Origin of the sequence: Paenibacillus sp. FSL P4-0127 (assembly GCF_038007325.1) — a bacterium.
Classification (GTDB): Bacteria; Bacillota; Bacilli; order Paenibacillales; family Paenibacillaceae; genus Fontibacillus; species Fontibacillus macerans.
This window is the reverse complement of the sequence record NZ_JBBOWY010000001.1, coordinates 5,480,104-5,494,301: the sequence shown is the minus strand read 5'-3', so window position 1 is coordinate 5,494,301 and position 14,198 is coordinate 5,480,104. Positions and strand designations below refer to the sequence as shown.

The 14,198-nt window shown below is 51.5% G+C and carries 13 protein-coding genes; 10 read left to right on the top strand and 3 right to left on the bottom strand.

Annotated elements, in window-relative coordinates:
• Positions 1-2: 2 nt before the first annotated feature.
• From citC to NYE74_RS24530, 4 genes are all read left to right on the top strand, one after another.
• Positions 3-1,064: a [citrate (pro-3S)-lyase] ligase gene (gene citC, locus NYE74_RS24545; RefSeq protein ID WP_227872650.1), complete on the top strand. Its 1,062-nt coding sequence runs from the start codon at positions 3-5 to the stop codon at positions 1,062-1,064.
• Positions 1,061-1,675 (top strand): citrate lyase holo-[acyl-carrier protein] synthase, encoded by a 615-nt coding sequence (gene citX / locus NYE74_RS24540; RefSeq protein ID WP_063836313.1) that lies wholly within the window; start codon positions 1,061-1,063, stop codon positions 1,673-1,675. The genes citC and citX overlap by 4 nt, the downstream gene beginning before the upstream one ends.
• On the top strand, positions 1,672-2,544 hold the full coding sequence (gene citG, locus NYE74_RS24535; RefSeq protein WP_227872649.1) for a triphosphoribosyl-dephospho-CoA synthase CitG: 873 nt from the start codon (positions 1,672-1,674) through the stop codon (positions 2,542-2,544). Before citX ends, citG begins: the two co-directional genes overlap by 4 nt.
• A 456-nt stretch (positions 2,545-3,000) precedes the next feature.
• Entirely contained in the window at positions 3,001-4,029 is a 1,029-nt protein-coding gene (locus tag NYE74_RS24530) for a LacI family DNA-binding transcriptional regulator (protein WP_124331557.1), read from the top strand.
• 44 nt (positions 4,030-4,073) lie between these two features.
• Here NYE74_RS24530 and NYE74_RS24525 read toward each other — a convergent pair whose 3' ends face one another.
• The gene (locus NYE74_RS24525; RefSeq protein WP_278739212.1) at positions 4,074-4,985 is read right to left on the bottom strand and encodes an AraC family transcriptional regulator; all 912 of its coding nucleotides are present in this window, start codon (positions 4,983-4,985) and stop codon (positions 4,074-4,076) included.
• Positions 4,986-5,153: 168 nt separating this feature from the next.
• On the opposite strand from NYE74_RS24525, the gene NYE74_RS24520 reads away from it, so the two are divergent.
• A complete protein-coding gene (locus NYE74_RS24520; protein WP_155620208.1) occupies positions 5,154-6,005 on the top strand; it encodes a sugar phosphate isomerase/epimerase family protein in 852 nt (283 codons plus the stop codon).
• A gap of 47 nt (positions 6,006-6,052) precedes the next feature.
• Positions 6,053-7,075: a Gfo/Idh/MocA family protein gene (locus tag NYE74_RS24515; RefSeq protein WP_124331554.1), complete on the top strand. Its 1,023-nt coding sequence runs from the start codon at positions 6,053-6,055 to the stop codon at positions 7,073-7,075.
• Positions 7,076-7,450: 375 nt separating this feature from the next.
• Here the strand turns inward: NYE74_RS24515 and NYE74_RS24510 are convergent, their stop codons facing one another.
• On the bottom strand, positions 7,451-9,055 hold the full coding sequence (locus NYE74_RS24510; protein WP_124331553.1) for a response regulator transcription factor: 1,605 nt from the start codon (positions 9,053-9,055) through the stop codon (positions 7,451-7,453).
• 14 nt (positions 9,056-9,069) lie between these two features.
• Complete coding sequence (locus NYE74_RS24505) at positions 9,070-10,842, bottom strand: sensor histidine kinase (RefSeq protein ID WP_316560647.1); 1,773 nt, start codon at positions 10,840-10,842, stop codon at positions 9,070-9,072.
• Between the two features lie 207 nt (positions 10,843-11,049).
• Here NYE74_RS24505 and NYE74_RS24500 point away from each other — a divergent pair, with 207 nt between their 5' ends.
• From NYE74_RS24500 to NYE74_RS24485, 4 genes are read left to right on the top strand one after another with little or no spacing between them, the layout of a single operon-like run.
• On the top strand, positions 11,050-11,754 hold the full coding sequence (locus tag NYE74_RS24500; protein ID WP_341005208.1) for a carbohydrate ABC transporter permease: 705 nt from the start codon (positions 11,050-11,052) through the stop codon (positions 11,752-11,754).
• A complete protein-coding gene (locus NYE74_RS24495; protein WP_316560645.1) occupies positions 11,742-11,939 on the top strand; it encodes a hypothetical protein in 198 nt (65 codons plus the stop codon). Before NYE74_RS24500 ends, NYE74_RS24495 begins: the two co-directional genes overlap by 13 nt.
• 13 nt (positions 11,940-11,952) lie before the next feature.
• Positions 11,953-12,783: a carbohydrate ABC transporter permease gene (locus NYE74_RS24490; RefSeq protein WP_036624077.1), complete on the top strand. Its 831-nt coding sequence runs from the start codon at positions 11,953-11,955 to the stop codon at positions 12,781-12,783.
• A 60-nt stretch (positions 12,784-12,843) separates the two neighbouring features.
• On the top strand, positions 12,844-14,196 hold the full coding sequence (locus NYE74_RS24485) for an ABC transporter substrate-binding protein (protein ID WP_155620204.1): 1,353 nt from the start codon (positions 12,844-12,846) through the stop codon (positions 14,194-14,196).
• The last annotated feature ends 2 nt before the right edge of the window (positions 14,197-14,198 follow it).

The window sequence follows — 14,198 nt, the reverse complement described above, 5'->3', positions numbered from 1 at the left end:
GCATGTGGATATTGGAAATGGAGGAGCAGGTTCTCAAGCTGGAATCGGGCAGGGATAAGGACAGACTGATTGCTTTTTTGAAAACCCGGGGTCTTACGCTGGATAACGACATTCAGTACGCTGTGGCGATTGAAGAGGAGGGACGTATTGTCGCAACGGGAGCTTTTTCGGGAAGGGTGCTGAAATGCATCGCTGTAGACGAAGCGTATGCAGGCAGGGGATTGTCCGCCCGTATTATGAACCACTTGATCCGTGAGCAGTATAGAAGAGGCCGATCCCGTCTCTTTATGTTCACGAAACCCAAGAACAAGATGATATTCTCCGAACTCGGCTTTCACATCGTTGTCGAGACACCTACTGCTGTTCTGTTGGAGAACCGGAAGGATGGCTTAAGCCGGTATCTGGATGAAATCGGGAGAGAGTGCGGGTACGGGGATGAAGTTCATGTGGAAGAGATTCATAATGCAGGCGCGGTAGTTCTCAACGGCAATCCTTTTACGCTGGGGCATCGGTATTTGATCGAATACGCTGCCGCGAGGGCACAAAAGCTTCACGTATTCGTGATATGGGAAGACCGGTCCGTGTTTCCGCAGGAAATCAGATACAGGCTGATTGAGGAGGGCACCAGGCATCTATCCAACGTGGTGCTTCACCAAGGGCGGGACTATATTATATCCGCCGCGACCTTCCCGTCTTACTTCCTCAAAAAAGATGCGGATGCGGCCGAGGTCCATGCCGAGCTGGATCTGACCTTGTTTTCCCGGCATATCGCCCCCCATTTGCGGATCACCAAGCGGTTTGTCGGGGAGGAACCCTCCTGTAAAGTAACCCGAACCTATAACAGAGTCATGAAAAAGCTGCTTCCTGCATGGGGGATCGAAGTGGAGGAAGTGCCCCGGATTTGCAACGGCCAGGAAGCGATAAGCGCATCACGGGTGCGGGAGCTGATCCGGAAGGGGGATGTGACTGCGGTGAAAGAGCTTGTTCCGGAGACCACTTACCGGTTCCTGCAGTCACCCGAGGCCGGTGAGGTCATTCGTTGCATACGGGGAGAATTGCGATGACAGATGCGGATGATGAGTTTGAAGTTACGCTGGAAGAGATGCTGAAAGCGCGGGACCGCAGAGCGGCAAAACAGAGACAACTCCTCCTGACCCATTCGCTGCCGCTGATTTCCATGACGGTCAATATTCCCGGTCCCAGGAAATCGACTTTAATGAGCCGGCGGATTTTTCGGGAAGGTTACGATGCGTTGCTTGAGCGGCTTGCCGGGACCGATATGAAGCTGGTCTTTAAACAGATAGACGACCTGATCACAGGTCCCGAAGGATATATTATTGTCAATGCGGATGAACGGATCCTGAAGCAGTTTGCCGTTCAAACAGAGACGATTCACCCTCTCGGCAGATTGCTTGATATTGACGTTCTGGGAAGAGCCGGTCAACCCATTTCGAGAAGCGATTTGGGTTATCCACGCCGAAAGTGTCTGTTGTGCAGGCAGGATGCGCACATTTGCGGAAGAAGCAAGGCCCATTCCGTAAATGAACTTTTGTACGCCATTCGTTCTATCGCTGATGCCTATTTTCAGGCAGCATGCGGTACGCGGGCCGATATTCGCTGCGGGAAAACCATCAAGGAAGTGGGGGAAACAGAAGGGGAGTATGTCTATCGATGAAAATGCAGAAGACGGAAATTAGCGGGAAGCTGGAAAAGACGGCGTTGCTGTCGCTGTTGCTTGAAGTTTCCTCCAGCCCGAAACCGGGCCTGGTTGACCGGTTTAATTGCGGCGCTCACCGGGATATGGACTTTTTCACCTTTATGGAGAGTTCGGCCGCCTTATCCGGCTATTTCGTCAAATGCGCGCTGCTGGGCACGGAATTTCAGGGAGATCATCCTAAGGAACTGTTCCGCAGATTGCGCCCTGTCGGAATTGCAGCCGAAAGGGCGATGTTTCAAGCCACGGGAGGCGTGAATACCCATAAAGGTCTTGTATTTTCGCTCGGGATCTTATGCGCGGCTGCGGCACACCTCATGGCGGTGCTTGAAACGGAACTGCTGGATGCGGAAGAACTCTGCGGACTGATCGCCAACATGACGGAGGGGTTAAGCCGCAGTGAGCTGGCATCCATGAACAAATCCGCAGGACTCTCCAACGGGGAGAAGCTGTACCGTAAATACGGCTTAAAGGGGATACGCGGAGAAGTGGAAAGGGGATTTCCCACGGTCAGAAACGGATCACTCCCGGTTTTCCGGCAGTTAAAGGCGGCGAACGCGCACCATATGAACGAGATCTGCGTGCAGACCCTGCTTCACTTAATGGCTGTTAATGAGGATACGAATGTTGTGGCAAGACATGATTTGGATACGCTGGAGTATGTCCGGCAGTATGCCCGCCGAGTTTTGGAAGCCGGAGGGGTGCTGACGGAAGCGGGCAAATCAATGGTTCTTCTTATGGATAAAGAATTCATCAAAAGAAATATCAGCCCTGGCGGGTCGGCAGATTTGTTGGCCGTTACCGTCATGCTGGATCGGATTTGCCTTTAATTTGGGGCCGGCCTTTCGGTCCGGTCCTTTCCCTATTTCCTCCCTGCGTAGTATGAATATATGTTGAGAGGCATTTTCTGACAGTGAAACTGGGAGGTATCATCATTCTCATTGGATTTATCCAATAGAATGGGAACTTGAGTGGTCATACGGCCGATTGATTGGAAATTTCCAATAGATCAGACTCAGCAGGGCGCAAATCGGGCGACTTGAGCGAAATCTATTGGATATTTCCAATGAGAGTTCAGAAAGGCATTTTATTACCGTCATTCTATTGGATTTTTCCAATCTAAAACTGCCCGCCTCCGCCTAACTCAGGTAATCAGGAAGAACTTGACATATCATGACATGAACTATAAAATGAGTTTGCCGCAACTTTGCGCAATTTTCTTTGCGAGTTGCATAAATAAAATGTCCTTATTACTTGAAGCGGGATTGTAGAGAGGAACAGCAAAAATGGCGAGATTAAAAGATATAGCCGAACAGGTGGGAGTGTCGATCTCAACGGTTTCAAGGGTAATGAAAAATGATGCCAACCACTCGGTGAGTGAGGAAACACGGCGGAAAATCTGGGAAACGGCAGAGCAAATGGGCTATCATTCGCAGCGCGCCGCCAAGGCAAAAAAGAACCAACCCAAACACGGTTTTCGGGTCGGTTGCGTTGTAGCGATGCCCCAGAACAAATATAACAATCCTTATTTTTCGATTATTCTGGAAGGGATCGAGAAAGAACTGGCCGCTTCCGGAATGCGTCTGGAGTTTGTGCACAGTCTGGAAAAGCAAGGCGACCTCCAGCAGCTGCAAACTTTGGTGAAGGAACGCCGCCTTGACGGCTTGCTGGTTGTGGAGCGGATCGAGCAGGAGGCGTACAAGTGGCTGAAAGCGAACGTCGGCATCATCGTGGGGATTGATCTGGCGGACAAGGAGATCCCTGTGGTCAGCTATGATCGGTCGGCTGCGGCGAAGGAAGCCGTGCAATATCTCATTGCCCAAGGCCACAAGCGGATCGCTTATATCGGCGGCGCGGAGCTCGATGACGATTTCCGCAGCGAAAAACGTTTTCTCGGCTACCAAAGCGCGATGCAAGAGGCCGGATTGCCAATCCAGGAAGAGTGGGTGATCGATGTAAAATGGGATGTTTCCTTGAGCTATGAGCTGACCAAGCAGGCCTTCGAGAAAAATAACGATCGGCCAACGGCTATTTTTGCCGCCAGCGATATGATGGCGATTGCCGCGATGCGGGCGGCCGCCGAGCAGGGACTGAAAATTCCCGAGGATATCGCTTTTTTTGGTGTGGACAATATCGAAATATCGGAGTTTACCTCGCCCCCTTTATCCACCATCCATGTACCCAAGCTGGAAATGGGCATGTTTGCCGTTAAAATGCTGCTGGATTACCTGAACAACCGGTATACCGTTCCGGTCAAACTGATCGTACCTTACACCATGATGCTTCGCCGGTCCTCGGGCGGCAGCAGCGAATGAAGCTGGCCGTAGGGCCTTTTTTCGCTTTGCGCCAAATCCGTACTTTAGAGAATCCGTGAAAGCTTGCGGTAAGCGCGCGGCGAGATTCCTTCGTTTGCGTTAAATAAACGGCTGAAATAATGAATATCGGAATACCCCACCTGAGCTCCTACTTCTTCAATCGTCCAGTCCGTATCCCGAAGCAGTCTGCATGCCTCGCGATGCCGGACGGTGCGCAGGAATTCCCCGGGAGGCACGCCGATGATTTGCCGGAACAGCTTGGCGGCATGATCCACGCTCATCTGCAGCTCGGCGGCAATCCGTCTGCCCGACCAGTCCTCCGCAGGAGCGGCGTCGATACGTTCTGCCAGGCGCTTGATGCGCTCTCCATGCTCCGAAGCCCCGGCGATCCGGCGGGCCATTTGGGAACGCAGTAAATGCGCCAAAATCTCCAACATTAACCCCTTGCATACCAGCTCAAACCCCAGAGAACGCCTGGCAAATTCATGGATAAGCTGTTCCATCGCCTGAACGCACTCCACAGACGGCGAATAGACGGGATCCGCGGAAAAGGCCAGCCCTCGATCCGTTCCCGTCACGGCCTCGGCGGCGAGCTTGTCCCATACCATTCCTTCCTCGGGGATCAGCAGATCCTCCTCCTTTTGAATCGTCACATCGCTGAAAAAATCAAAGTGAATGCCCATCAGCTTGGCTTCAGGCACGGAAACAATTTCGTTTTGATGGTAGACCCCGCACGGCAGGAAAATGAGCTGCCCGGCCGAAAGCAAATAGCGCTGTCCGTTCATCGTTGTGGACATTTGGCCATGGCAAACGTACAGCAGCTCGAAATCGTACAACCTCCTTACGGGAAACCGGCATGGGGGGAGGGTTTGAAATTGGGCGTAATGAATGCTGGGCGACCACGCCGTGAAGGGGGCGGTGCGCGTTTTCTTCGATAAAGGGCGATGTTCACTCATGGGAAGAACCTCCCTGCTCATAAAATCACGGAATAGGATAAAAATTAACTTTTTTCGCTAAATAAATCATGTCTCAAAGTCAATATAATTAGGATATAAACACAAATAATTAGAATTTATATTCATGGTATCACCTTAACGGAAAAATGCAAATAGGGAGGATTGGCGATGAAGAAGGGAATTAACATCTGGTCGTTCCGCGAAGGTACAGCCATTGCGGAAAGCGCGCGCCTGGCGAAGGCGGCCGGCTTTGAAGGGATTGAACTGTCCTTGAACGAGGAAGGCGAGCTTGGGCTGCAGACTACGGAAAAAGAAGCCGTTCAAATCCGCCGGCAAGTGGAGGACGCAGGTTTGGAAATATGCGGCCTGGCTACCGGCTTGTATTGGTCTTATTCCATGACCAGCGAGCAGGTGTCAGTCCGTAGCAAGGCGTCCGATATCTGCAAAAAGCAGTTGGAGCTGGCGGCGGCGCTTGGAGTTGACGCGATTCTGGTGATTCCAGGGGCGGTCGGCGTGGATTTCATTCCCGGCTCCGAGGTGGTGCCTTACGACACAGCTTACGACCGTGCTTTGGAAGCGATCGGCAAGCTGGCGGGGGAAGCGGAGAAGGCCGGCGTCTCCATCGGCATCGAAAATGTGTGGAACAAATTCCTGTTGTCGCCGCTGGAAATGCGCGGTTTTCTTGACGCCGTGGGCTCGCCTTATGTCGGTTCCTATTTGGACATCGGCAATGTTCTGTACGCGGGTTATCCGGAGCATTGGGTTCGCATCCTGGGGCCGCGCATCAAAAAGGTGCACTTCAAGGATTACCGCCGCGAAGCCGGCGGGCTGCATGGATTTGTGGACCTCTTGGCGGGCAATGTAGATTACCCCTCCGTTGTGGCCGCGCTGCGCGAGGTTGGCTACACCAATTACGTCACGGCCGAAATGATCCCGCATTATGAACATTATTCCGAACAGATCATTTTCAATACTTCGGCGGCTATGGATGCCATTTTGGGACGAAAAGAGGCTTATTAACTTTAAGAGGCAGTTTTATTGAACGCGTACTTTAAGGAGGCAGCGCGATGCTGAAAATTGGTCTTGTCGGCTTCGGCTTTATGGGCCGGATGCATTTTGACAATTATGTTCGTCTGATGGCCGAAGGGGAGCCGATTGAGCTTGCGGCGATTTGCGATCTGAGGATCGATGAGTTGAAGGACAGCAAAGCGAACGGCAACATGTCGACGGAGCAGGAGATTTATGATCTGTCTTCCTATCGGCTGTATGATCATGTGGAAAAAATGCTTGCCGCAGAGCAGCTCGATATGATCGATCTGGCCGTTCCCACCTACCTGCATGCGGAGATGGCTTGCTCGCTTCTGGAACGCGGGTACCATGTATTCTGCGAAAAGCCGATGGCCCGCTATTCCGCCGATGCCCGCCAAATGGCGGAAACCGCCAAGAAGCACGGCCGCAAGCTGATGATCGGACAGTGCCTGCGCTTTTGGCCGGGTTACGTATACCTGAAAGAAGTGATTGAGGACCAACGTTTTGGCCAGCCGACGGCCGGATATTTCTACCGCGGCTCGGGAGCGCCGAAAAATTGGTTTCTCACCGAGCAATTAAGCGGTGCGGCTCTGCTGGATATGCATATTCACGATGCCGATATGATCCAGTGGCTGTTTGGACCCCCGGAGAAAGTGTCGACCATCGGGCGCAATGTCATCCCGGGCAGCGGCTACGATATCGCGTCCACCCATTACGCCTACCCGGACGGCAAGGTGATCAACGCCCAGGTTGACTGGACGCTGGAGGGAGATTTCGGTTTTTACATGGGCTACCGGGTCAACTTTGAACGGGGGAACATCGTATTCGACGGCAGCTCCGTAACCGTAAATCCCAATGACCAGCCGGGCTTTAAGCCGGAACTGCCCGCGGATGACGGCTATTACCGGGAGTTGAAGCATTTCATCGCGGCGATTATCCACGATCAACCGCTCGTCATTTGCACGCCGGAAAGCGCCGCCGCCTCGGTCGCGCTGGTCGAAGCGGAAGAGAAGTCGGCCAATGCTGGTGGGGCTTGGGTAAGCGTTGATGTAATGGGGTAAAGCCGCGATTCATTGCTCTTGGTCTGCTGTTGAATGGAATAGTTGCAAAATAGACAGTTACTTATCGGGCAATGCGGCCACAGCGCTCGGGTAATTGTAAAACATACAATTACTCCGCTATCTTTTGAAGAATAGGGGGAGAGACGAGGTTATAATTGCATGAAGTGCAATTACAACGAATGATCGGGTAGATAGATATAAGTTAGTTGTATGATTTGCAATTATTCGTCAAAGCATAGGGTGATTTTGTCTCTACGACAGTTAAGCTGCGAATTCCGCAATCTTCAAAAAAGCTTCCAGACCACTGCTTGAGTGGGGTTGGAAGCTTTTTCGCCTGCTGCATCGTCTGAATAAGTAAACTCAATTTAGAACAAGCTAAATCGACTTCCGGAACTCGTTCGGGGACATGCCGGCGAAATTCCGGAAAAGCTTGATAAAGTAGCTCGTATGCTCATAACCAAGCTGCTCGGAAATTTCCGCAACGTTCAAATCGGACTGGTTCAACAATTCCTGCGCTCTTTCCATTTTCGTACGGGTAACAAATTCGACGAAGGTTTCCCCGGTTTCCTGCTTGAAAATCCGGCTGAAATGAGACGGGTTCAGGTTTAGACGATGCGCCATTTCTTCCATCGCGATTTTCTCTCCCGTATGGATCTGAACGTATCGCTGCGCCTCGGCAATTTCCCGGCGAACGGTCTGTTCCCGCAGCGCCTCTATTTCGACGGATTTTTTTTCGAGAAATGCCTGAAGCCATTCCAGCAGATGGTCCAGCGTTTCGATCGAAGCGATTTTCCGCTGCAGCATTTCGGTGTTGAAGCTCGTGACGAAGTTTTGCATGACGGTGTACTTGAGCTGGAGCTCCATGGTCATTTTCAGCACCCAGCATTTAACGGCTTCGACGGGATAGACTCTGCTTTCGATAAATTCTTTCCATTCCTTGACAGCCAGCGATATCCGGGCCTTATCCCCGGCAACAATGCAATCTTTCATCTCCTGCAGGGCTTTGGAATAATGCAGGAAGATGTCCTCTTTCGTCGTCTCTACAGGCAGCATTTTCGCATAGATACGCTCGCCCGCATAGAAACGGAACGTTTTGGCGTCAAACAACCGCTGAATTTCTTTTTTCAATTGGAGCAAATCGCCGCTGACCTCACCGCGGACAAACGACATGCCGACGCGCAGATGTTGATACATCTGTTGTTGAACGCGGAGCAGTTCTTCCCGCACGTCCTCGTAAAGATTTCGTTTTAACGTATGCGGAAAGGGGAACAAAAACAGGTATTGCTGTTCGTTCAGCACAAATATAAAGCTTTCGCTCAACCGGACTAACTCCTGCAAGGCGTTATCGATGACGAACTGCATGTTGACGGCTCCGCCAAAGCGGATTTCCAATTCAGCGGCCCGTTCCGGCCAGGCGGCAACCGGAAGATAAGGAACGCCGCCCCGGAGAAGGATTCCGAAATTTTGAAATTCTTTTGCCCATTCCACTTCGTTCCAGACCGGCTGTTCAAGAAACTTGCGGATGAATCGGGAACGTATAGCGGATAAATTCTGCTGAACTACGTTTTGGAGTTGGTTCCGGTCGTTTTCCAAGCGTTTTTCCTCGGTCAATTGATTCGTCAACCGGTCCAGTACGGAAACGACCTGATCGATCCGGAGACTTTCCTTCAAAATATAATCGCTTACGTTCAGCTTTACGGCCGACTGCGCGTAGTGAAAATCTTCGTGACAAGACAAGATGACCGCCTTCAGCCGAGGGTTGAGCGCGCGCGCTTTTTCGATTAATTCCAGGCCGTCCATCACGGGCATTCCGATATCCGTAACGAGAATGTCCGGACGATGGAGTTGGCAAGCCTCCCAGGCTTGGCCGCCATCGGAACAAACGGCGGCCAATTCCAGGCCAAGGTTCGGCCAGGGGATGCCGGCGCTCAAATATTCCAATACCGTATAATGATCGTCAGCGATAAGAACTTTAAACATGATGGTCATCCTCCTTACGTTTTCTCGACCGGCAACAGCAGCTCCACGCTGGTGCCCCGGCCCCGTTCGCTTTGAATGTCCATATCGAACCGATCCCCGTACAGCAATTTCAAGCGGCTGTAAACGTTAAACAGTCCGATTCCGGCGGACGGGATTTCTTCTCCTAGGGCCATTTGCTCAATCAGCTCCCGCTTTTGGAAGTTCAGCCGCTTTTTTAATGCTTCAAGCGTTTCTGGAGTCATGCCCTGGCCGTTATCTTCAACCGTTATTTTTAAGGAGGAACCGGCGCTCTGCGCCTTGACCGAGATCATCCCGCCGCTCCGGGAAAATCCATGTTTGTAAGCGTTCTCGATAATCGGCTGCAAGATAAAACGCGGAACGGTAACGGCAAACGGGTCGGCATGAATTTCCCAACGGGTCTCGATTGGAAATCTTGTGGTAAATTTCATTAAGTCCGTATATTGCTTGGCCGTTTCGATTTCGGCGTAGAGAAGGGCGAATTCATCCTGCTTGGAAAGGCTTGCCCGCAGCAACGAGGACAGCGAACCGACGACGAGGGCGGTTTCTTCATCGCCTTTCATCAGCAATTTCAAGCGGATCGAGCTCAGGACGTTAAATAGAAAATGCGGATGAACTTGCGCCTGCAGCATCGCCATTTCCGCTTGACGCTTTAATTCCTGCTCCATCTTCACTTGCGTCAGGATTTGCTCGATGCGATCGAGCATAAAGTCGAACGAACGGCCAAGCCGGCCGATTTCATCGGGGCCGCGAATGTTGGAACGCACGCTCAAATCCCCGGACTCCACTTTCTTCGCCGCTTCCCCGAGCGCCAGCACCGGCCTGGTGAAGCGCCGCAACAAATAGGTTAGGGCGAGCAAAAAGCCGATCGCGAACATGGCTTGCAGTATTAACATCGTTCGATACATTCCGTTTAATTTTCCCGTAAGCTGCTCGTAAGGAGCCACGCTCACGAGCTTCCATCCCGAAAAACGCAGCGGGAGCGAAAGAAACAATTGATTTTCTCCGCCTGCTTGAATGATCTCCGGCGAAGCGGGCACCTCCCGCGGCAGTACGCTCTCAAACCGGCTTCCGATCAAATCGGGATTCCGATTTGAGATGATCCGGTTGTTTTCGTCCAGCAGGAACACGTCCTCCTCCATACCGGCAAAAAGCTCACGGATGGTGTTTTCCGTACGGCTGACCATGAGATAGGCAAACGGCGGTTTATTTACGGTCTCGGTCAAGGCCCGTGCGGTCATATACACGTACTTCTGTTCAGGATACAGCGGAGGCAGGTAGTTTTCGAGTCCGCCTAAAAACAACGTCTCGTAAGCCGTCAGGTGCTCCGCCTTTGAAAACCAGTCCTCCCGGAAAAAAAGCTGCGGCTCAAAGTCATAGAACGAGTAATCGGAATAGGCCCGGCCGTCCCTCGTCAGTAAAGTCAGGCGCAGGTCCCGCTTCTCGCCGGCGATTTGCTCCAACCGGGTCGTCAGCTGCCGCGCGGCGACCGGACTTTCTTTCGCCTCTTCCAATAACGTTTTAATTTCCGGATCAAATTGCACGAAATTCGATATGGAAACCATTTCTTCCAATATCGATTCCACTTGAGACTGTACAATCATAAGCGATTGCCTCGCTTTTCCCAGCGTATGCTCGCGAATAATGATTTTGGAATAAACGCCGGTCGTGTAAAGCATGCCGAGCGCAGGCAGTACAAGGCAGGCGATTGAAGTAAGAATCAGTTTTTTCCGCAGGGACACATGCTTGAAGTTCAGCCTTATTCCCATTTGTTGTCCACCACCTCGGCCGCAATGAATCGATTGTGTTATAAGGAAATATTAAAGCATTTCTTGGGCCGATTCATTCAACATTTTTTTCTAAGCGGAAAAAAATATCGCAAAATTTTTTTCGATTAGAAAAAATCGTTCCATGTGCGCCGGACACGCCGCGCCTATAATGAGGGAGAAACATAGAACGACAATGAGGTGATGAAGGTGACTCGAAAGCAAGCGTTTTATGAAACCGTTACCGGATATCTGTTTATTTTACCGATGCTCGCTCTGACAATGACGCTGGTCGTCATTCCGATTCTGCTGTCGGGGGTGATCAGTTTCTCGGACTGGAATTTCATTGCTGGCATCGGCGGACTGAAATTCGTCGGATGGGACAACTATATCAATCTGTTTCAGGACGAAGCGTTTCACCGCTCCTTGCGGAACAACGTGGTGTTGATCGCGGTCGTTCCGGTGTCCATGTTCATCGCAATGGTGCTCGCGGCGCTGATCAACAAAGGAACGTACTTTAAGAGTTTTTTCAAAGTCATTTATTTTATGCCGTTTATTTCCAGTATTGTGGCGATCGCTTTGCTTTGGAGAGTGCTGTTTCATCCGAACAGCGGCCCGATTAACGGTTTTTTGCGGTCGATCGGCATCGATCACCCGCCGATGTGGCTGGCGGATCCGAATTATGCGCTGCTGGCCGTCATGATCATCATGGTCTGGACTTCGCTAGGGTTTAACATGATCATTTATCTGGCCGGACTGCAAGGGATTCCCCAGGATCTCTACGAGGCGGCCGACGTGGACGGTGCTTCGCCGCTCCGCCAATTCTTCAGCATTACGCTGCCTATGCTGTCGCCGACGACCTTTTTCCTGTTGATTACGGGGGGGGGGTGGGATCTTTCAAGGTGTTTGACCTGATTATGGTGTTGACGAACGGCGGGCCGGCCGGCTCGACCTCTGTCATCGTGTTCTACCTGTATGAAGCGGCTTTCGTGAATCTGGAATCCGGATATGCTTCCGCCATGGGCATCGTTCTTTTAATTCTGATTTTGTTTATCACCCTGATCCAATGGGTCGGACAGAAGAAGTGGGTAAATTATTAGGAGGCCGTTAAACATGAAATCCATACGTCTAAACCGGGTCATCATCACGGCGCTTATGGGCATCGCGGGAATCTTCTTTATCCTGCCGTTCCTGTGGATGTTGTCGGCATCGTTCAAGCCGGAGCTTGAGGTGATGACTTATCCGATTCAGTGGATCCCGAGCACGTGGAAAATCGTTGAAAACTACAGCCAGGTCTGGCTTGGAAGCATCCCGTTCGCGCTTTATTACCTGAACAGCATCGAAGTGACCTTGCTGACGACCGCATTGTCTTTGATCATTTCCGCCATGGCAGCCTACGGATTCTCCAAGGTTAATTTCAAAGGACGGGACGTGGTGTTTATGCTGGTGCTGGCCACGTACATGATTCCGCATCAAGCCATTCTCGTACCGCAATTTATCATGTTTCGCTGGCTTGGGTTGTTCGACAATCACCTTGGCCTTGTGCTGTTGGGCGGCTCGGGGGTGCTGGGGACGTTTTTGCTGCGGCAGTTTTTCATGGGGGTTCATAACGAAATTATCGAATCGGCAAGGATCGACGGAGCGAATCACTGGCGAATCTTTTTCCGGATCGGGTTGCCGCTGGTCAAACCTGCGCTTGCGACTTATATGATTCTCCGTTTCATTTGGACTTGGAACGACTATCAGAACCCGCTTATCTTCCTGCGTACCGATTCGTTGTTTACACTGCAGCTTGGCATCCGTAAATTTGCCGATTTTAACGGCGAATTTTATTCGCTTATGATGGCGGGCGCCGTGTCCGCAATCTTGCCGTTGTTGATCATCTTCATCGCAGGCCAGAAGCAAGTCATTGAAGGGGTGGCCTCGGGAAGTGTCAAAGGATAAAGAGGAAATCAAAAAGTCATCTTTTGATCACGAATTTTAACAAACCAAGGGGGAAATCGCATGTTGAAAAGAAAATGGACTCGTTTTATCGCCGCGTCGGCAATCCTTGCGCTCGTCGTTTCGGGATGTGCTTCCGGTTCGGGAGAAAGTCAGAAGCAGGGGGCCGGTTCGAACGGCGGCGCGCCGGAGAACGGTACGGTAACCATCAAACTGCATACCTGGTACCCGAAGAAAACCGACAATTGGGATGTTGCCATCGCGGAATTTGAAAAAAAATATCCGAATATTAAAGTGGAGTTCGTTTCCGCGGAAGACAACAATTCCAACGAATATTACAAGAAGCTTGATCTGGCGGCCGCCTCCGGGGAGGATCTGGACGTGATGATGTTCAGCAACATGAACTACCTCAGCCAGCGCATGGAGCTCGGCATGCTGGAGCCGATCGACGGCTATTTGGAGAAGGAAGGCGTCGTGCTTGCGGACGAGTATACGGTAGATACCGGAATCGCGGGAAAAACGTACGGGTTGCCGGGCAAATCCGTCCTGCCGATGGTGTTCATCAATGAAAACCACCTCAAAGAGGCGGGGCTTGAGCTGCCGAAGGACTGGACGTGGGAGGAGTATATGCAGTATGCCAAGGCGATGACGAAAACCGATGGCGGCAAAACAAGATACGGAACTTATTTTCATAGTTGGGCCACGCAGGCGTACTTTATTCAAAATATGAATCAAGCTGTCGGCGCAAACCTAACCACAGAGGATGGAACAAAAGCGAACGTGGATACGCCGAACGTTCGCAAGTCGTTGGAGCTCCGGCTGCAAGGGGAGAAGGAGGGCATCGTGACGCCGTATGCCGAAGTCGTCAGCCAGAAATTGAACTATCGTCCGCAATATTTTAATCAAGAAACCAGTATGATTACGATGGGCTCGTTCCTGGTTCCGGAAGCCGGGGGGACGGAACAAGTGCCGGCCACGTTCAAAACGGTATTCGCTCCCCTTCCAAAAGTGAACAAGGAAGATTCGATTTCGGGCAATGTCAGCGGCGATGTGTTGGGGATCTACAGCAAATCGAAACACAAGGAGGAAGCGTACACGTTCATCCGCTGGTACACGACGGAGGGAATTACGCTGCAAGGGAAATACTTCCCTTCCTGGAAGAAAGCAAATATGAACGAAGTCGTCGATCGTATTATTGCCGGCACAAAAACCCCGGAAATGATCGACAAGGATTCCTTGCTCTACGTTCTTGAAAATACGAAGCAATCGACGGCGGCGGTCGCGGTGCCGTTCCATGCGGAACTGGAAAAAGTGTTTGTGGAAGAATTCGACGCGATGATGCTGTCGGCCCAGGACCTGGATACGACCGTTAAAAACGCCCAGGAACGCATTCAGAAAATCATTGATTCCAAATAGGA